This is a genomic window from Sphaerotilus uruguayifluvii, from assembly GCF_013294065.1.
Classification (GTDB): Bacteria; Pseudomonadota; Gammaproteobacteria; order Burkholderiales; family Burkholderiaceae_C; genus Sphaerotilus; species Sphaerotilus uruguayifluvii.
Map to the genome: position 1 here is coordinate 19512 of NZ_JABSNM010000032.1, position 16708 is coordinate 36219.

General features: G+C 73.9%; 19 protein-coding genes. 1 reads left to right on the forward strand and 18 read right to left on the reverse strand.

The genetic code is table 11. From position 1 onward, the window contains the following. Nucleotides 1-116 precede the first annotated feature (116 nt). Nucleotides 117-2279 carry a M6 family metalloprotease domain-containing protein gene (locus HNQ01_RS21450; RefSeq protein ID WP_173807557.1) on the forward strand — a complete coding sequence of 721 codons (2163 nt, stop codon included), beginning with the start codon at nucleotides 117-119 and terminating at the stop codon, nucleotides 2277-2279. A gap of 3 nt (nucleotides 2280-2282) precedes the next feature. Here the strand turns inward: HNQ01_RS21450 and HNQ01_RS21455 are convergent, their stop codons facing one another. From HNQ01_RS21455 to HNQ01_RS21540, 18 genes are all read right to left on the reverse strand, one after another. After that, a complete protein-coding gene (locus HNQ01_RS21455; protein ID WP_173807558.1) occupies nucleotides 2283-2996 on the reverse strand; it encodes a DUF1003 domain-containing protein in 714 nt (237 codons plus the stop codon). Nucleotides 2997-3027: 31 nt separating this feature from the next. After that, entirely contained in the window at nucleotides 3028-4086 is a 1059-nt protein-coding gene (gene hypE, locus HNQ01_RS21460; protein WP_173807559.1) for a hydrogenase expression/formation protein HypE, read from the reverse strand. Between the two features lie 71 nt (nucleotides 4087-4157). Next, nucleotides 4158-5297: a hydrogenase formation protein HypD gene (gene hypD, locus HNQ01_RS21465; RefSeq protein ID WP_173807560.1), complete on the reverse strand. Its 1140-nt coding sequence runs from the start codon at nucleotides 5295-5297 to the stop codon at nucleotides 4158-4160. Continuing rightward, nucleotides 5294-5548 (reverse strand): HypC/HybG/HupF family hydrogenase formation chaperone, encoded by a 255-nt coding sequence (locus tag HNQ01_RS21470; protein WP_173807561.1) that lies wholly within the window; start codon nucleotides 5546-5548, stop codon nucleotides 5294-5296. The genes hypD and HNQ01_RS21470 overlap by 4 nt, the downstream gene beginning before the upstream one ends. A gap of 3 nt (nucleotides 5549-5551) precedes the next feature. Next, nucleotides 5552-7975 (reverse strand): carbamoyltransferase HypF, encoded by a 2424-nt coding sequence (gene hypF, locus HNQ01_RS21475; RefSeq protein WP_353621755.1) that lies wholly within the window; start codon nucleotides 7973-7975, stop codon nucleotides 5552-5554. Further along, nucleotides 7972-8850: a hydrogenase nickel incorporation protein HypB gene (hypB, locus tag HNQ01_RS21480; RefSeq protein WP_173807562.1), complete on the reverse strand. Its 879-nt coding sequence runs from the start codon at nucleotides 8848-8850 to the stop codon at nucleotides 7972-7974. The genes hypF and hypB overlap by 4 nt, the downstream gene beginning before the upstream one ends. Nucleotides 8851-8890: 40 nt before the next feature. Then, nucleotides 8891-9238: a hydrogenase maturation nickel metallochaperone HypA/HybF gene (locus HNQ01_RS21485; RefSeq protein ID WP_173807563.1), complete on the reverse strand. Its 348-nt coding sequence runs from the start codon at nucleotides 9236-9238 to the stop codon at nucleotides 8891-8893. Beyond that, a complete protein-coding gene (locus HNQ01_RS21490; RefSeq protein WP_173807564.1) occupies nucleotides 9231-10370 on the reverse strand; it encodes a hydrogenase formation protein in 1140 nt (379 codons plus the stop codon). Before HNQ01_RS21490 ends, HNQ01_RS21485 begins: the two co-directional genes overlap by 8 nt. Continuing rightward, nucleotides 10367-10996 (reverse strand): [NiFe]-hydrogenase assembly chaperone HybE, encoded by a 630-nt coding sequence (gene hybE / locus HNQ01_RS21495; RefSeq protein WP_173807565.1) that lies wholly within the window; start codon nucleotides 10994-10996, stop codon nucleotides 10367-10369. The genes HNQ01_RS21490 and hybE overlap by 4 nt, the downstream gene beginning before the upstream one ends. Next, nucleotides 10993-11241 (reverse strand): rubredoxin, encoded by a 249-nt coding sequence (locus tag HNQ01_RS21500; RefSeq protein ID WP_173807566.1) that lies wholly within the window; start codon nucleotides 11239-11241, stop codon nucleotides 10993-10995. The genes hybE and HNQ01_RS21500 overlap by 4 nt, the downstream gene beginning before the upstream one ends. Further along, nucleotides 11238-12137 (reverse strand): hydrogenase expression/formation protein, encoded by a 900-nt coding sequence (locus tag HNQ01_RS21505; RefSeq protein ID WP_173807567.1) that lies wholly within the window; start codon nucleotides 12135-12137, stop codon nucleotides 11238-11240. Before HNQ01_RS21505 ends, HNQ01_RS21500 begins: the two co-directional genes overlap by 4 nt. Nucleotides 12138-12192: 55 nt before the next feature. After that, nucleotides 12193-12675 (reverse strand): thioredoxin domain-containing protein, encoded by a 483-nt coding sequence (locus tag HNQ01_RS21510; protein ID WP_173807568.1) that lies wholly within the window; start codon nucleotides 12673-12675, stop codon nucleotides 12193-12195. Beyond that, entirely contained in the window at nucleotides 12672-13064 is a 393-nt protein-coding gene (locus HNQ01_RS21515) for a HypC/HybG/HupF family hydrogenase formation chaperone (RefSeq protein WP_173807569.1), read from the reverse strand. Before HNQ01_RS21515 ends, HNQ01_RS21510 begins: the two co-directional genes overlap by 4 nt. Nucleotide 13065: 1 nt before the next feature. Continuing rightward, on the reverse strand, nucleotides 13066-13770 hold the full coding sequence (locus HNQ01_RS21520) for a HyaD/HybD family hydrogenase maturation endopeptidase (protein WP_173807570.1): 705 nt from the start codon (nucleotides 13768-13770) through the stop codon (nucleotides 13066-13068). A 67-nt stretch (nucleotides 13771-13837) separates the two neighbouring features. Beyond that, entirely contained in the window at nucleotides 13838-14194 is a 357-nt protein-coding gene (locus HNQ01_RS21525; protein WP_173807571.1) for a HigA family addiction module antitoxin, read from the reverse strand. A gap of 30 nt (nucleotides 14195-14224) precedes the next feature. Further along, complete coding sequence (cybH, locus tag HNQ01_RS21530; RefSeq protein WP_173807572.1) at nucleotides 14225-14965, reverse strand: Ni/Fe-hydrogenase, b-type cytochrome subunit; 741 nt, start codon at nucleotides 14963-14965, stop codon at nucleotides 14225-14227. A 43-nt stretch (nucleotides 14966-15008) separates the two neighbouring features. Then, nucleotides 15009-15602, reverse strand: a complete 594-nt coding sequence (locus tag HNQ01_RS21535) for a HupE/UreJ family protein (RefSeq protein WP_173807573.1) — start codon at nucleotides 15600-15602, stop codon at nucleotides 15009-15011. Between the two features lie 32 nt (nucleotides 15603-15634). Next, nucleotides 15635-16708: nickel-dependent hydrogenase large subunit (locus HNQ01_RS21540; RefSeq protein WP_173807574.1), on the reverse strand; the 1074-nt coding region annotated here is incomplete at its 5' end.

Sequence of the window (16708 nt, forward strand, 5' to 3'; positions counted from 1 at the left end):
ATTGATCCGGCTCCCGGGGCGATTTCTGCGCTGGTACCGCCGGAACCGGCATTGCCGCGTCAAGGCGCCGGTCGGCCGCGTCGACATCGGCAGGGGCGTTCAACAGGGAGATGCCGATGACACCGACGATGACCGCGACGCTGGGCCGGGCCCTGCGGATGCTCGCGCTGCTGCCGGCGCTGCTGGGGCTGCGGCCGGCGCAGGCGCTGATGCCGCCCGACGAGATCGAGCGCCAGCGCCTGCAGGCCAGCGGCGAGCTGGCGGCGCAGGCCGAGGCTGCGCACGCGACCGGCAACCACAAGCTCGATCCGGGCTCGATCGCGTCGCTGTCCTACCGCCTCGGACGCGCGCTCGGCACGGTCGGTGCGGACACGCCGCCGCCGGCCTGGCGCGGCGGGCTGCCGGCCACCGGGACGCCGAAGGTGCTGGTGCTGCTGGTCGACTTTCCCGATCAGCCGCACGAGGCCGTCAACACGCCGGAGCTGATCGCCGAGCGCATGTTCGGCCTGGGCGGCGAGAAGGTCGCCGGCTACCCCTACGAGAGCCTGCGCGCCTACTATCGGCGCGCCTCCTACGGCCAGCTCGACATCCGCGGGCATGTCACGCCCTGGTACCGGGCCCGCTACAGCCGCGCCCACTACCAGTCGATGGGCAGCGGCGACGGCATGCGGGCGCTGGTCGACGAGGCGCTGGAGGCGCTGAAGGCGACCGGGCACGGGCTGGCGCAGTACGACCACGACGGCGACGGCAGCATCGACACGCTGTTCGTCAAGTGGGCCGGTCCCGCCGGCAGCTGGGCCTCGTTCTGGTGGGCCTATCAGACCTGGTACGGCAGCAGCCGCCAGTGGGACGGCAAGGGGCTGCGCAAGATCGTCTGGTCCTGGGCGGGCGGCAACTACAACCGCGACCCGCTCTACGAGCCGCGCGTCGACATCCACGAGACCGGCCACGCGCTCGGCCTGCCCGACTACTACGACTACAACGACGCGGTCGGCCCGAAGGGCGGGGTCGGCTGGGACATGATGCACAACAACAGCGGCGACCACAGCGCGTTCTCGAAGTTCGTGCTGGGCTGGCTGACGCCGAAGGTGGTGACCTCGGGCGCGCAGGCCGTCACGCTGCGGCCCTCGGGCACCTCGCCCGACGCGGTGCTCTTCATGCCCGGGGCCGCGGCCGGCCAGGCCTTCTCGGAATACTTCATCGCCCACTACCGCCGGCTCGGCGCCGGCAACGATGCCGGCTACATGGGCACCGGCATCTCGCTGTGGCATGTGGACGCGCGGCTGGACAGCGGCGGCTGGGGCTACCGGTTCGACAACTCGACGACCGCGCACAAGCTGCTGGCGCTGGTCGAGGCCGACGGGCTCGAGCAGGTCTCGAAGGGCCAGGGCAGCAGCGCCACCGATCTGTACACCGCCTCGACGCAGTTCGGGCCGACGACGACGCCGTCCTCGGCGCGCTACGACGGCAGCACGACCGGCGCCTCGATGAGCGGCATCGGCGTGGCCGGCGCCACGATCGCGGCCACCTTCGCGGTGCAGGTGCCGGTGCGGGTGACGGTCACCCGCTCGGGCACGGGCAGCGGCGCGGTCACGGCCGCGGCGGTCGGCCTGAACTGCGGCAGCGCCTGCGCGGCGAGCGTCGGCGCCGGCAGCAAGGTCGCGCTGGTGGCGCAGGCGGCGGCCGGATCGCGCTTCGTCGGCTGGAGCGGCGCCTGCAGCGGCGCCCGCACGAGCTGCGTGATCGCGCCGGAGGCGGCAGCCAGCGTCGGCGCGGTCTTCGATCTGCCGGTGCATGCGCTGGAGGTGGCCCGCACCGGCAAGGGCCAGGGCACGGTCCGCGCCGCCAGCGGCGGGCTCGACTGCGGCAGCAGCTGCACCGCGCGCTACACCGCCGGCACCCGCGTCACGCTGACGGCCGTGGCCGATGCGCAGTCGGACTTCGCCGGCTGGTCGGGCGCCTGCTCGGGCAGCACCGCCAGCTGCAGCGTCACGATGAGCGAGGCGCTGGGCGTCAAGGCGCAGTTCGTGCCGCGCAAGTTCCTGGTGAGCGTGCGCCAGGCCGGTCTGCCCGGCAAGATCGGCGGCGCCCCCTCGGGCGTGTCCTGCGTCGAGGGCTGCAGCTTCCTGCGCGAGGCCGGCAGCAAGGTGACGCTGACGGCCTCGCCGGCGCGCGGCCAGCGCTTCGTCGGCTGGGGCGGCGCCTGCACCGGGACCGCGCCTTGCCGGCTGACGATCGATGCGGCGACCTCGATCACGGCCAACTTCGCCGGGCCGTGAGGTTCAGTGGCGCCGGCGCAGCTCGTCGAGCAGGTCGATCTGCATCTCCTGGATCTCGATCATGCGCTCCCACTGGTGCGACAGCAGGTGGTCCACCTTCTCGTGGAGGTGGCGGATCTCAAGCTCGGCCTTCAGGTTGATCTGGTAGTCGTTGCGGGCGCGCAGCCGGTCCTTCGCCTCCTGGCGGTTCTGGCTCATCATGATGATCGGCGCCTGCACCGCCGCCAGGCACGACAGCAGCAGGTTCAGCAGGATGAAGGGATAGGGGTCGACCGGGCGCCAGAACATCACCAGCGAGTTCACGGCGATCCAGACCGCGATGAAGACCGAGAAGCTGATCAGGAAGGCCCAGCTGCCGCCGAAGTCGGCGATCCGGTCGGCCAGCCGCTCGCCCAGGCTGCGCTGCTCCGCGTAGTCGCTCTCGACGTCGCTGGCCAGCGTCTGGTGGGTGCGCAGGCTGTCGAGCACCGCGCTGTCGAGCTCGCTGAGCTCGCCCTTTTCGGCCACCAGAAGGGTCTGGATGTGGCGCGAGCGGTAGCGGGCGAGGTCGGCGTGGCAGATGCGCGAGCGCTCGTTCCAGTCCGGGTGATCGCGGTGGATCTCGGCGGCGAGGCTTTCGCGCAGCAGAGGCGCGGCGACGGTGTCGCGGCGCGCGAAGCGGTGGCCGCAGACGGCGCAGCAGACGCCGCCGGAGGTCGCGGTCGGGGCAGAGGACATCGAAGGGCGTTCCAGGGGATGGGTGCAGCCCTCAGCATATCCGCGGCAATTGCTCCCCGCTGAGCCAGTCGACGACGCGCCGGCCGCCGAAGCGCGTCTCCATCTGCACGAAGCGGTGCGGGTCGTCGGTGACGATGCCGATGCGCGCGGCCTGCTGCCCGAGCGGATGCGCGTGCATCGCCGCCAGCAGCGCCTCAGCCGTGTCGGGCGCGCAGATCGCCACCAGCCGGCCCTCGCAGGCGACATAGAGCGGGTCGAGCCCGAGCAGCTCGCAGGCCGCCTCGACCTGCGCCCGCACCGGAATCTTTGCCTCGTCGAGCGTGATGCCGGTGCCCGACTGGCGGGTGATCTCGTTGAGCGTCGTCGCCAGTCCGCCGCGCGTCGGGTCGCGCAGCACGCGCACGCTGCCCTCCGGCACGGCCGCCAGCATCGCCGCGGTCAGGCCGTTGAGCGCGGCGCTGTCGGAGACGATCGCGGTCTCGAACTCCAGCGACTCGCGCTGCGACAGCACCGCCACGCCGTGGTCGCCGATCGGGCCCGACACCAGCACCACGTCGCCCGGCCGCGCCAGGTCGCCGCCCAGGCGCCGGCCCGGCGGCAGCCAGCCCGCGCCGGTGGTGCTGATGAAGACGCCGTCGCCGTGGCCCTGCTCGACCACCTTGGTGTCGCCGGTGACGATGGCCACGCCGGCCTCGCGCGCGGCCGCGGCCATCGAGTCGACGATGCGCTTGAGGTCCGCCAGCGGCAGGCCCTCCTCCAGGATGAAGCTGGCCGACAGGTAGAGCGGCTGCGCGCCCATCATCGCCACGTCGTTGACGGTGCCGTGCACGCTCAATGCGCCGATGTCGCCGCCGGGAAAGAACAGCGGCGAGATCACGTGCGCGTCGGTGGCCAGCACCAGGCGGTGGCCGGCGGGCGGCGCGGGCAGCACCGCGCCGTCGTTGCCCTCGCGCAGCGCGGGATTGTCGAAGGCGCGCGCGAACAGCTCCTCGATCAGCTGCGCGCTGGCGCGGCCGCCGGCGCCGTGGTTCATGTCGACCCGGCCGTGCTTCAGGTCGAGCGGGCGGGTGTAGTCTTTGCGGAGGGCCATGGTGGGTGCCGGGGGTGGGTTCCCGCCTTCGCGGGAATGACGGAAGGGGCGTGGACGATGGGCAAGGGCGCTCAGGCGGCGGTGATCGCGATGTCCTTCCAGCGGCCGTAGCTGTAGTGCGCCGCGCAGGCGCCCTCGCTGGAGACCATGCACGAGCCCATCGGGTTCTCGGGCGTGCAGACGGTGGCGAAGAGCCTGCAGTCGGCCGGGCGCTTGACGCCGCGCAGGATCGCGCCGCAGTCGCACTGCTTGTGATCGGGCACCGGCTGGTAGCGCAGGTCGAAGCGCCGCTCGGCGTCCCAGCGCGCGTAGGGCGCGCGGATGCGCAGCGCGCTGAATTCGACCTCGCCCAGGCCGCGCCACTCGAAGTTCTCGCGCAGCTCGAAGACCTCGGCCACCAGCGCCTGCGCCGCGGCGTTGCCCTCGCGGGTGACGGCGCGGGTGAACTCGTTCTCGACCTCGTGGCGGCCGTCGTTGACCTGGCGGATCAGCATCAGGATGGCCTGCATCACGTCCAGCGGCTCGAAGCCGGCGATCACCACCGGCTTGCGGTAGTCGCGGGCGAAGCCCTCGTAGGGCGCCGAGCCGATCAGGATGCTGACATGCGCGGGGCCGACGAAGCCGTCGAGCGGCACCGTGCCCCACTGCTTGACCTCGGGCGACTCCAGGATGTGCGTGATCGCGCTGGGCGTGAGCACATGGCAGCACAGCACGCTGAAGTTGGCGAGGTTCTCGGCCGCGGCCTGCTTGAGCACCAGCGCGGTCGGCGGCGTCGTCGTCTCGAAGCCGATGGCGAAGAAGACCACCTCGCGGTCCGGGTTCGCGCGGGCGATCTTCAGCGCGTCGGCGGGCGAATAGACCATGCGGATGTCGGCGCCGCGGGCCTTGGCGCGCTGCATCGACAGCTGGCCGGAGGCCGGCACGCGCATCGTGTCGCCGTAGGTGCAGACGATGGCGCCATGCTGCAGCGCCAGGCCGATGGCCTGGTCGATGCGGCCGATCGGCAGCACGCAGACCGGGCAGCCGGGGCCGTGCACCATCTGCACGTTGTCGGGCAGCAGCGCCGGCACGCCGTAGCGCGACAGCGCGTGGGTGTGGCCGCCGCAGAACTCCATGAAGCTGTAGGTCCGGTCGGCGCGCGCCTCGGCGCGGATCTTCGCGGCGAGCTGGCGCGCCAGCTCGCCGTCGCGGAACTCGTCGACGTATTTCATCGCGGCGTCTCCTCGGCAGGGGTCGGGGCAGGGTCCAGGGCAGCCATCTCGGCGAAGAGCGCCAGCGTGCGCTCGGCCTCCTCGGTGTCGAGCCGGCCGATGGCATGGCCGACATGCACGATCACGTAGTCGCCGACGCGCGCCTCGGGCGTCAGCGCCAGCGAGATTTCCTTGCGCACGCCGCCGAGGTCGACGATCGCCATCAGGTCGGGAAGCAGTTCCGCCACGCGGGCGGGCAGGGCCAGGCACATCGTTCAGGTCTCCGCGAAAGTCGTCGGGTTGGAGAGAAGGGAGGACCGCAGCGCGGCCGGCATCGCGCCGAGCCGCGCCAGCGCGACCGCCGCCTGGCCGAGCGCCAGGCCGCCGTCGCCGGGCGGCGCCTGGCGGGCCTCGAGCACCTCGAGGCCGGCCGCGCCCAGCGCGTTCGCCAGGCCGTCGCGCAGCCGGCGGTTGATCAGGCAGCCGCCGCCGAGCGCGACGCGCTGCAGGCCCTCGCGCCGGGCCTGCGCGATCGTCCAGCCGGCCAGCGCCTCGGCCAGCGTCGCATGGAAGCGTGCGGCCGCCAGCGCCGGGCCGTCCGGGCCGGTCCGGTCGCCGGCCTCGGCCAGCCGCGCCCACAGGCCCGGCCAGCGCAGCCGGCCCTGCTCGTCGAGCGACCAGGCCTCGGGCCAGGGCTCGACCGCGGCCGGTGCCTGCGCCGCCAGCGCTTCCAGCCGCATCGCCGCGTCGCCCTCGTGGCGCGCGTGGTGGATGCCGGCGATCAGGCTGGCCGCGGCGTCGAAGAGCCGGCCGGCGCTGGAGGTCGGCGGACAGTTCGTGCCGCGCGCGATCAGCGTGGCCAGCGCGCGTGCGGCCGGCTCGCCGGCATGGCGCGCGGCGATCTCGTCGCCGCGGCCGAGCGCGGCCAGCACCGCGGCGCCGAGCCGCCAGGGCTCGCGCGCGGCGCGGTCGCCGCCGGGCAGCGCCAGCGTCGGCAGGTGGCCGAGGCGCAGCATGCGTGCGCCGTCGAGCCGCAGCAGCTCGCCGCCCCACGCGCTGCCGTCCTCGCCCAGGCCGCTGCCGTCGAGCACCAGCGCCAGCGCCGGGCGGGCGAGCCCGCCGGCGTGCTCGGCGCAGACCGCGGCCGCGTGCGCGTGGTGGTGCTGCACCGCCAGCGCCGGCACGCCCAGCGCCTCGGCCTGCGCGCGCGCCTGCAGCGTGCTGAAGTAGTCCGGGTGCAGGTCGTGCGCGACCAGCGCCGGACGCACCGCCAGGAAGCGGCACAGCCGGTCGGCCGCGTCGAGCATCGCCGCGCGGCTGGCGGCGCTGCCCAGGTCGCCGACATGCGGCGACAGGAAGGCCTGGCGGCCGCGCGTCACGCAGACGGTGTTCTTCAGATGGCCGCCGAAGGCCAGCACCGGCGGCGCGTCCTCGTCGACGCCGTCGAGCTCGACCGGATCGGGCACATGGCCGCGGGCGCGCCGCACGAAGGGCGCATGCACCTGCCCGCGGGCGTCGCGCCCCATCCAGCGCCGCACGCTGTCGTCGAGCCGGCCGACGATGGCGCGGTCGTGCACCAGCAGCAGGTCGGCCAGATCGCCCAGGCGCGCCAGCGCGTCGACCTCGTCGATGACCAGCGGCTCGCCGCCGGGATTGGCGCTGGTGACCACCAGCAGCGTGTCGTCGGCCTCCTCGCGCCAGCCCGGATGCGTCGGGCGGCCGCGCAGCGCATGCAGCAGCAGCGCGTGCAGCGGCGTCGGCGGCAGCATCAGGCCCCAGTCGGACAGCTCCGGCGCGATCTGCGGATGCGCCTCGGCCACGCCCGGCCGGCAGCGCAGCAGCAGCACCGGCGCGGCCGGCGAGGCCAGCAGCGCCTGCGCCGCCGGATCGTCGATCTCGACCCAGCGCGCGGCCGAGGCGAGGTGGCCGACCATCAGCGCGAAGGGCTTGCCCTGGCGGCGCTTGGCCGCGCGCAGCCGCGCCAGCGGCGCGTCCTGGCGCGCGTCGCAGACCAGGTGATAGCCGCCGGCGCCCTTCAGCGCCACGATGCCGCCGGCGGCGATGCAGGCCGCGGCGTCCTGCACCGGATCGTCGCTGGACCGCACCGTGCCGTCGGGCTGCCACAGCGCCAGGCGCGGGCCGCAGTCCGGGCAGGCGATGGGCTGCGCGTGGTGGCGGCGGTCGTCCGGATCGGCGTACTCGGCCGCGCAGGCCGCGCACAGCGGGAAGTCCGCCAGGCTGGTCTGCGCGCGGTCGTAGGGCAGCGCGCGGGTCACGGTGAAGCGCGGGCCGCAGTGGGTGCAGTTGATGAAGGCGTGGCGGTGGCGCCGGTCGGCCGGGTCGAAGAGCTCGTCCAGGCAGCGCGCGCACGGCGCCGCGTCCGGCGGCAGGCCGGTGCCGGGCGGCCCGCCGGCCTCGCTGGCCAGGATGCGGAAGACGCCGGCCTCGGGCGTGTCCAGCGGCGCCAGGTCGTGCTGCCACCAGCGCCGCACCCGCGCCAGCGGCGGCGGATCCTGCCGCAGCGCCTGCAGGAAGGCCTCGACCTGCGCGGCCGGGCCCTGGATCTCGGCCTGCAGGCCGCGCTCGTCATTGCGCACCCAGCCGCCCAGGCGGTGGCACGCGGCCAGCCGCGCGCACAGCGGACGCATCCCGACGCCCTGCACGGCGCCGTCGAGATGCAGGTGCACCCGGCGTGTCACCGGCCGGTGTCCTGCAGCAGCCAGTCCATCCAGGCGTCCATGCCGACGCCGGTCTTCGCCGACACCAGCAGCACCTCGATGTCCGGATTGACGCGCTGCGCGAAGGCGATGCACTGCGCCACATCGAAGTCCAGATGCGGCAGCAGGTCGACCTTGGTCAGCACCATCAGCCGCGCGGCGGCGAACATGTCGGGGTACTTGATCGGCTTGTCCTCGCCCTCGGTGACCGACAGGATCGCGATCTTGGCGCGCTCGCCCAGGTCCCACATCGCCGGGCAGACCAGGTTGCCGACGTTCTCGATCATCAGCAGCGACGGGTCGGCGGCGTGGGCGTGGTCGTGTTCCGGCGCGTCGCCGTGATGGTGGTGACCGTGATGGTGGTGGCCGTGCAGCGGCAGCCGCGCGAAGGCCTCGGCGATCATCGGCGCATCGAGGTGGCAGCCCTTGCCGGTGTTGATCTGGATGGCCGGCGCGCCGGTGGCGCGGATGCGGTCGGCGTCGTTCGTGGTCTGCTGGTCGCCCTCGATGACGCCGACCGGCAGGCCCGGCGCGCGGACCTTGAGCGCCTCGATGGTGGCGCACAGCAGCGTGGTCTTGCCCGAGCCGGGGCTGGAAACCAGGTTGTAGGCGACGACGCCATGGCCGGCGAAATGCGCGCGGTTGGCGTCGGCGATGCGCTGGTTGGCGCCGAGCACGTCGGCCTCGAGCCGGATCGCGCGCGCCTGGCTCATGCCGGGCACGCTCACCCGCGCCGGGCCCTGGCCGTAGTGCAGGTCGCCGTGATCATGGGGGTGGGCGTGGGCAGGGTCGCTGTCGCGACCGTGCTGGTGCACCGCACCGGGGGTGCCGGTCGAGCAGCCGCAGATGACGCACATGGTGGGGTTCCTTTCGGGGTTCTTCGTCGTTCGGTGGGGGTCAGTCGTCGTGGACCATCAGGTCGACGACGCGCAGCTCGGTGCCGCCGGTGGGCTGCAGCCGGAAGCCCCCGCACGACGGGCAGGCGTCGGCGCGCGAGCCGATCTCGACCGACTGGCCGCAGCCCAGGCACCAGGCGGTGCCGGGCGGCTCGTCGATGAGGATCTCGGCGCCTTCCAGACAGGTGCCCGGCACGCTGGCCTCGAGCGCGAAGCGCAGCGCGCGCACCTCGACGCCGCTGAGCGCGCCGGCCTCCAGCCGCAGCAGGCTGACGCGGCGGAAGCGTTCGCGCTCGGCCGCGTCCTCGACGAGCCGGACGATGCCGCCGGCGAGACTGAGTTCATGCATCGGGGGTCACCTCGACATCGACACAGGGGTCGAAGGCCAGCGCGAGCAGACGTGCGGCCTCGCCCTGGCGACCAGTATCCGGCAGCGCCGCCAGCGCCTGCGCCAGCGTGCCGCGCGGATGCGCATTCCATTCGGTGGGCGCCAGCACCTGCCAGGCGGCGACGCGCCGGCCGTCGGCCTCGAGCCGCACCCGGTGCAGCAGCAGGCCGCGCGCCATCTCGCACCAGGCCAGGCCGTCGCCGGGGCCGAGCGCCAGCGCGCCGCGCTGCAGCCGCCGTGCGCCGTCCGGCCCGGCCAGCCGCACCAGCTCGACCAGCCGCGCGCCGATGCGGCTCCAGGCGCTGGCGCCGGCCTGCGCGGCCTCGGCCGGCGGATCGGCCTCGCGGCACCACGGGCCGGTGTCGGGCACGCCAGCCGGCGTCGCATCGCCCGGCCGGTGCGGCAGGCGGCAGAAGCCGGCGTCGGCATCCATCGCGCGGGCCAGCGCGGCCCAGTCGGTCGTGCCGGGGCGCAGCGCCGCCGGGCCCGGCGTGGCCAGCGTGCGCGCCAGCGGCGCCAGCGCGGCCAGCGCATGCACCGGCGAGCCGGGATCGACCTCGCGGTGGCCGGCCTGTTCCTGCGCCCAGTGCGCGACGGCCTCGAGCCGATCGCACGGCGCGGCCGCGTGCCGGCGCAGCCAGTCGGCCGGGGAACTGCCGAGCAGATGCCGCTGCAGCCAGGCCGGCAGCGCGGCGAGCCGCGCGATCGGATCGAGATCGTCGCGCCAGGGCGGGCTGGAACGCAGCCAGGCGGCGCCCGCGTCGGCACTCGTTCCGAGCCGTCGCGGCAGCTCGTGCCCCAGGCGCAGCAGATGCTCGCGAGCGGTGCCCAGGCGCAGCGCCTGCGCGGCGACGGCCGCCTCGGCGGCGGACTCCGTCTGGCCGCGTGCGGCGCGCAGCGCGGCGCGAGCGCAGTCGCGGTGCGCGTCGGCGCACAGCGAGAACAGCGCGCCCAGCAGCGCCGGCAGGGTGTCGGCGTCGCGGCCCGGCGCCAGCCGGGCGAGCCAGTCGGGCCGCCCGCCGCTGATCGCCGGGCCGTCGCGGCGACCCGGGTGCAGGCGCAGATGGCCGGCCAGGGCGCGGGCGTCGGTCATCGCGTGCGCTCCCGGTCGGGCCCGCCCACCCCGTCATGCCAGCCGACCCCGTCATGCCCGCGCAGGCGGGCACCCACGAAGGGCGCCGCGGCTGGCGTGCGTGGGTCCTCGCCTTCGCGAGGATGACGGGGGGGGGAGGGTGGCGAGGGCGGCGAGGGTGTCTCGCTCCAGGACTGGCGCAGCAGCCGCATCACCTCGCGCGCGGTGGCCACCGCCGCCGGCTGATCCGCGAAGGCGAACATCGGCGAGAACAGCGAGGCCTGCTCCCAGGCGCCCAGGCCCTCGGCCTCGTGCGCGCCGGTGAAGTCCAGCGCGTGCTCGCCGTAGCGGCGCACCACCGTGTGGCCGAGCGGCGCCAGTCCGGCCGCCTGCAGCGCCGTGGCATCGTGGCCGTCCACCGGCTGCAGCGGCAGGCGCAGCAGGTTCATGAACCAGGGCGTGACCAGCACGCCGAGCATCGTCGGCGCCGCGCCCGGCGCGGTGCGCAGCGGATCCGGCCCGAAGCCGACCGCCTGCACCGACAGCGCCGGGTTCAGCACCGGCACGCCGCGCATGCGCGTGGTCGCGATGCGGCGGAACACCGCCTCGAGCCCGGCCAGACGCCGCTGCGGCGCGTCGTCGCTCATCGCGGGGCGTCCTCGGCGATGACCATGAACTGCTCGGCGTCGCCGTCGCATTCCGGGCAGCGCCAGTGCGCCGGCAGCGCGGTGAAGGGCGTGCCGGGCGGGATCTGCCAGACCTCGTCGCCGACCGCCGGGTCGTAGACCCACCAGCAGATCTTGCACTCCAGGCGCGCGTCGGCCGGCAGCCGGGCGGCGTCGCCCAGATAGCTGCCCTCGAAGCGGGCGGGCGGGTTCGGGGCCGTGCTCATGCCTGCTCCACCCACTGCAGCACCTCGGTCAGCCGCTCGGCCGAGTCCTCCAGGTCCTCGCGCGCCGCGCAGGCGACCTCCGGGATGCCGCAGACCTCGACCGAGTTGAGGATCACCGTGTCCTGCGAGTTGTAGTAGACGACCCGCCAGGTGTTGAGCGCGCGCGCGTTGGTGATGCGGCAGTTGCCGTAGCCGCGCGACAGGATCACCACCCGGCCGGTGCCGAGCTGGTGGTCGATCCAGGCGATGTCCTGCGGCGTGACCGGCAGCAGCGTCAGGTTGACCACCTCCGGCGGCTGGCCCTCGCGCCAGTGCTGGCGGTGCTCGGCCAGCTCGACCAGGATGGAGGGCGCATTGAGCACGTCCGGCGGCAGCGGCGCGTCCGGCGCGGGCACCGGCACCGGACGGGTGTCCTCGCGCGCGGCGCGGCGCAGCACCGCCGGCACCGCGCCGAGCTCGATGCTGTCGTGCACCGTGCCGTCCTCGCCGGTCTCGACCACCCGCCAGACGCCGGCGAAGACCGACTCCTGGATGCGCACCCGCGCACCGGCGTCGAGCCGGTCGGGCGCGGCCAGCACCTGGGCGCTGACCTCGCCCTCGCCGAGCACCTGGTTGACCAGCGCCAGATCGTCCGCGCCCAGGCCGTCGAGCCGGACCGGCTCGACCGTCTCGCCGGCCAGAAGCGCCTGCAGCCGCTCGAGCGCCTGCGTCAGCACGCCGACCGCGCCGGCGTGACCGGCCAGCGCCTCCGGCTCGGGCAGCGCCGGCGCGCGGTAGGTGCTCATGCCCTGCGGCATGGTGATGTAGTCGAGCTGTTCCTCGTCGTCCTGGCTGCCGGGGCCGAGGGCCACCACCGGAATGGGAAAGGGGCGGGCGGAAGAGAAGGGGGTGTTCATCGGGGTCTCCGCGGATCGGGGGATCGGGATCGGTGGGGCGGCCCGGCGGGGCCGTTCAGTGGCAGGACGGCGCATCCGCCCCGGCGCCGGCCGCGGCGATGCCGATCGGTGCGCGCGTCGGCGTGCGTGCGAGCATCTCGCCGACCCGCGCCACATAGTCGATCCAGTCGTGCATGCCGTCGAGCGCGCCCAGATAGCGGCCCTCGCGCAGGAAGATCAGCACCGGCCAGCGCTGCGAGCCGTGCTGGCGCGCCAGCGCCTCCTCGTGCTCGCGCGCGGCCACGCCGATCTCGAAGCGGTCGCCGTGGGCGCGGCGCAGCTCGGGCAGCACCACCGCCACGTCCAGCGCCTCGGGAAACCGCACCGTGTCGCCGCCGAGCAGCAGCACCCGGTCGCCGCCCTCGGCGGCCCAGGCCGCGCAGCGGTCGGGCGTGACGACGCGGGCGCCGAACTCGCGCACCAGGCGCGCGAACAGCGGGTGCAGGTCGGCGGCGGGATCGGCCGTGCCGACGGTCGGGTCGATGACGGGAGAGTTCATCGCGGAAGTTCCGTGTTCGTGGAGGACAGGGGGGAAAGGTCGGGCGCAGGCGCGGGAGCGGGGGCAGGCGCACCGGTCAGCGCTGCCAGCGCGGCCGCGTCCATCGCCGAGGGCAGCACGAAGGCGGCGGCCGCGTCGGCGGGCAGCAGGCCGCTCATCGCGCCGGCGACCAGGTCGAGCGTGGCGTCGATCTCGGCGGCGCGCTGCGCGTCCAGCCGCTCCTGCACCCGGTCGAGAAAGACCAGCACCCACTCGCCGGGCGCGCAGGCGCCGACCAGCGCGGTGTCGACCGCACGTTCCTCTCCGCGGCCGGCTACCCGGACCCAGCCGGCCGGCAGCGTCTGGCCGGGCGCGGGCGCGATCACCTTCATCGGCAGTCCGACGCACATGTCAGGCTCCCGCGGCGCTGCGCGCCGTCGGCGGCATGAAGCGCTCGTCGCCGATGCGGCAGGCGGCGGCGGCGGCGGGCCGGCCGGCCTCGTAGGCCTGCAGCGACAGCGTCGGCACGGTGACGGCCTCGTCGGCATCCGGCGGCACGTCGCGCGGCAGGGGCTGCGCGCCCCAGGCCCGCAGCCGCTCCAGCGCCAGCGCCACCGCGTCGTCGACCGCCAGGCGCACCTTCGGGCGCAGGCTGCCGCCGTAGTCCTCGAGCTCCTCGGGCTGGCAGCCGATCAGCAGCACCTCGGCCGGATAGTGGCCGGTGAGCTGCGACAGCATCAGCACCTCCTGGAAGCCGGTCTGGTGCAGGCTCATCTTCTTCGCGCCGAGAAACTTCGGCACCTCCTCGTTCTCGACCTGGTGCAGCGTGCCGGGCGCCAGACCGTAGTCGACCGCGTCGAGGATCAGCAGCCGTGCGGCGGCCTGCACATGCTGGATCAGGTACAGGCCCTGGGTGCCGCCGTCGATCAGCTGCACCTCGGGCAGGCCGGCGCCCTCGGCGAAGGCCCAGTGGCGCTGCAGCGCCTCGACGCAGCGCACGCCGAAGCCCTCGTCGGCCCACAGCACGTTGCCGATGCCGAGCACGACGATCGGGCCGGGCGGCACAGGGATGTCACCCGAGGGGTGGCAGGTCGGTTCGGGCGTGTCGGATGTCATGGCTGACCTCGGCGGTCGGAGGGGTTCAGAAGTTCGGAAGGATTCGGGCGGACGAGGGGCGTGCGTCTCAGCCGGCCGGGGGGCGCTGCACCGGCCGGTCGCGGCCCTCGCGCATGCGCTCGCGCAGTTCGCGCCAGTGGTGGTAGCTGTCCCAGCGCGCCTGAAGCTGCAGCCAGAACCCGGTGTCGACGCCGAAGGCCAGCGCGCAGCGGATGGCCGTGTCGGCCGACATCGCGCGCTGGCCCAGCACCAGCTCGCTGACCCGCCGGCGCGAGATGCCCAGCAGCCGCGCCGCCGCGCTCTGGCTGATGCCCAGCGGCATCAGGCAGTGGCGGTTCAGGAAGCGGCCCGGGTGCTCGGGCCGGCGCAGGGGCACGCCGCGTGGTGCAAGCGGCAGGGCAGGCAGGCGGGGGGCGGCGCGCATCTCGGCTCGGGCTTTCAGGCAGCGGACGGGTCAGTCCTTGAAGGTGCGGTAGCCCGAGATCATCGTGCTGACGATGCTCTGGCGGCCCATGATGTCCTCGCGGATCGCCGCATAGATGTGAAGCGTCACGAAGATCGCCATGCCCCACATGCCCATGCGGTGCCAGGTGTGCACGTCCTGCGACTGGCCCATCAGCGGGATGACCCAGCCGAAGAGCCGGTCGGCCCAGGAGCCGCCGCCCAGACCCTCGCCGTACATCGCGAAGCCGGTGCAGACCATGAACACCGAGAACAGGAAGAAGCCGCAGAACATCGCCAGCCGCGCCATCGGGTTGTGGCCGACGTACTGGTTGGGCTTCGGCACCAGGAACAGGTACCAGCCGATCATCCGGAACACTTCCTTCCAGTACGCGGGCGTCAGCAGCGGCAGCGTGAACAGCTCGCGCGCGTGGTGGTTGCCCACCAGCGCCCAGTAGATCCGCCCGAGCAGGCCGACCGCGAACACATAGGCCGCGGCGAAGTGCGCGAAGCGGATGTAGCCCATCAGGAAATGGTCGCTGGCCTCGCCGGGCATCGTCGGCAGCGGGCGGCCGATGAAGTAGCCGGTGACGGCCAGCACGGTGATCGCCAGCGCGTTGATCCAGTGCCAGACGCGCACCGGCGCCTCGTACACGTAGACCGACTTGATCGAGCGGCCGTGCGCGACCGCGTCGGCGTCGATGCCGGTGGCGCCGGCCAGCTTCTGCGAAGTCGGCGAAGCGTGACTGCTCATCGTTGTCTCCTCGTTGGTGGCCGGATGCAGGGGCGCTGGGGGCTCAGGCGCGAGCCAGCAGCATCAGGCCGGCCAGGCCGACCGCGCCGCCGAGCGCGTGCCAGGCGCGGACCTGCAGGTCCGCCATCGCCCGGCCCAGGCCGAGGCCGGCGGCGTGCAGCAGCGCGGTCGTCGCGACGAAGCCGGCGGCGTAGCCGGCGAACAGGCCGCCGGCGGGCAGCTCGGCGCCGTGCGCCAGGCCGTGCATCAGCGCGGCCGCGGCGGTCAGCGCCAGGCCGGCGCCGACCGGCACCTGCCGCGCGAAGGCCAGCATCAGGCCGAACAGCAGCACGCTGGCGGCGATCGCGCTCTCGCCGAAGGGCAGCGCCAGGCCGGCCGAGCCGGCCACCGCGCCGGCCAGCAGCGCGGCCAGGAAGGTCGCCGGGCCGGCAGCGCGCCGACCGGCCGGCAGCGCCACCGCCGACCAGGTGCCGACCGCCACCATCGCCAGCAGGTGGTCGAGGCCGAGCGGGTGCGCCAGGCCGGCGAACAGGCTCTCGGTGCCGTGGCCGGTGTGGGCCTGCGCGGCGCCGGTGGCGGCCAGCGCCGCGACCGCGCCCAGGGCGCGCAGGATCGTCTTCTTCGTGTTCAGGGTCATGGACATCTCCTCGGGGGACGGGTCGCCGCGCTTCAGCGCACCTTGACGGTGGCCATTTCCTGGCCGTCCGGGCTCATGACGTGCGTCGAGCAGGCCAGGCAGGGGTCGAAGGAATGCAGGGTGCGCAGGATCTCGACCGGCTGCTCCGGGTTGACCATCGGCGTGTTCAGCAGCGAGGCCTCGAAGGCGCCGATCTGGCCCTTGTGGTCGCGCGGGCTGCCGTTCCAGGTGGTCGGCACGACGCACTGGTAGTTCTCGATCTTGCCGTCCTTGATGCGGATCCAGTGGCCGAGCATGCCGCGCGGCGCGGCGACGGTGCCCACGCCCTTGGCCTCCTTCGGCCAGGTGCTCGGGTCCCACTTCTCGACGTTGGCGGTGGCGGTGTCGCCCGCCTTGATGTTGCCGACGAGCTGGCGGAAGTCGTCCATCAGCATCTCGCTGCAGTACTGGCTCTCGAGCGCGCGCGCCAGCGTGCGGCCGATGGTGCTGGGCAGCAGCTGCTTGAGCGTGTAGTCGGTCTCCGGCAGGCCCAGCGCCTTCGGCACGTCGTGGTTGACCATGCGCGCGGAGAAGTCCACCTGCTCCTTGACGCGCTGGCAGTGCTTGTTCCCTTGGGTGGCGTGCACGTAGCCGAGGATGTAGCGCGACAGCGGGCCGACCTCGACCGCGTGGCCGCGCCAGCGCGGCGACTTGATCCACGAGTACTTGGCCGACTCGTCGAGCTGCTCGATGTGGGTGCGCGTGCCCTTGAAGTTCGGGCCCTCGGGCTTGAAGTCCGGCTCGGTGACGCCGTCCCAGGGGTGCAGGCCCCGGGTCTCGTCGCCGTACTTGTACCAGCTGTGGGTCACGAACTCCTGCACCTGCTCGGGGTCGCGCGGGTCGATCGGGTGGATCTTGTCCCAGTTGCCGTCGAGGATCACGCCGCCGGGCAGCTGGTGCGTGGCGTGGTCGTAGGGCACCTTCTCGTAGGTGCCGTAGTCGGCGACGTTCTTCGCGCTCAGGCCGCCGCCGTGCAGCCAGCCGGCCTGCTTGTAGATCGTGCCGATCGCCAGCACGTCCGGGATGTAGACGTTGTTGTTGAACTCGATCATCTCCCGGATGCGGGC

Coding starts and splice junctions, on each gene's coding strand:
- hypD (WP_173807560.1), bottom strand. CDS start 5,297: ATGAAATACGTCGACGAGTTCCGCGACGGCGAGCTGGCGCGCCAGCTC.
- cybH (WP_173807572.1), bottom strand. CDS start 14,965: ATGAGCAGTCACGCTTCGCCGACTTCGCAGAAGCTGGCCGGCGCCACC.
- HNQ01_RS21485 (WP_173807563.1), bottom strand. CDS start 9,238: ATGCATGAACTCAGTCTCGCCGGCGGCATCGTCCGGCTCGTCGAGGAC.
- HNQ01_RS21525 (WP_173807571.1), bottom strand. CDS start 14,194: ATGCGCGCCGCCCCCCGCCTGCCTGCCCTGCCGCTTGCACCACGCGGC.
- hypE (WP_173807559.1), bottom strand. CDS start 4,086: ATGGCCCTCCGCAAAGACTACACCCGCCCGCTCGACCTGAAGCACGGC.
- hypB (WP_173807562.1), bottom strand. CDS start 8,850: ATGTGCGTCATCTGCGGCTGCTCGACCGGCACCCCCGGTGCGGTGCAC.
- HNQ01_RS21470 (WP_173807561.1), bottom strand. CDS start 5,548: ATGTGCCTGGCCCTGCCCGCCCGCGTGGCGGAACTGCTTCCCGACCTG.
- HNQ01_RS21455 (WP_173807558.1), bottom strand. CDS start 2,996: ATGTCCTCTGCCCCGACCGCGACCTCCGGCGGCGTCTGCTGCGCCGTC.
- hybE (WP_173807565.1), bottom strand. CDS start 10,996: ATGAGCGACGACGCGCCGCAGCGGCGTCTGGCCGGGCTCGAGGCGGTG.
- HNQ01_RS21510 (WP_173807568.1), bottom strand. CDS start 12,675: ATGAACTCTCCCGTCATCGACCCGACCGTCGGCACGGCCGATCCCGCC.
- HNQ01_RS21500 (WP_173807566.1), bottom strand. CDS start 11,241: ATGAGCACGGCCCCGAACCCGCCCGCCCGCTTCGAGGGCAGCTATCTG.
- HNQ01_RS21450 (WP_173807557.1), top strand. CDS start 117: ATGACACCGACGATGACCGCGACGCTGGGCCGGGCCCTGCGGATGCTC.
- HNQ01_RS21520 (WP_173807570.1), bottom strand. CDS start 13,770: ATGACATCCGACACGCCCGAACCGACCTGCCACCCCTCGGGTGACATC.
- HNQ01_RS21515 (WP_173807569.1), bottom strand. CDS start 13,064: ATGTGCGTCGGACTGCCGATGAAGGTGATCGCGCCCGCGCCCGGCCAG.
- HNQ01_RS21535 (WP_173807573.1), bottom strand. CDS start 15,602: ATGACCCTGAACACGAAGAAGACGATCCTGCGCGCCCTGGGCGCGGTC.
- HNQ01_RS21505 (WP_173807567.1), bottom strand. CDS start 12,137: ATGAACACCCCCTTCTCTTCCGCCCGCCCCTTTCCCATTCCGGTGGTG.
- HNQ01_RS21490 (WP_173807564.1), bottom strand. CDS start 10,370: ATGACCGACGCCCGCGCCCTGGCCGGCCATCTGCGCCTGCACCCGGGT.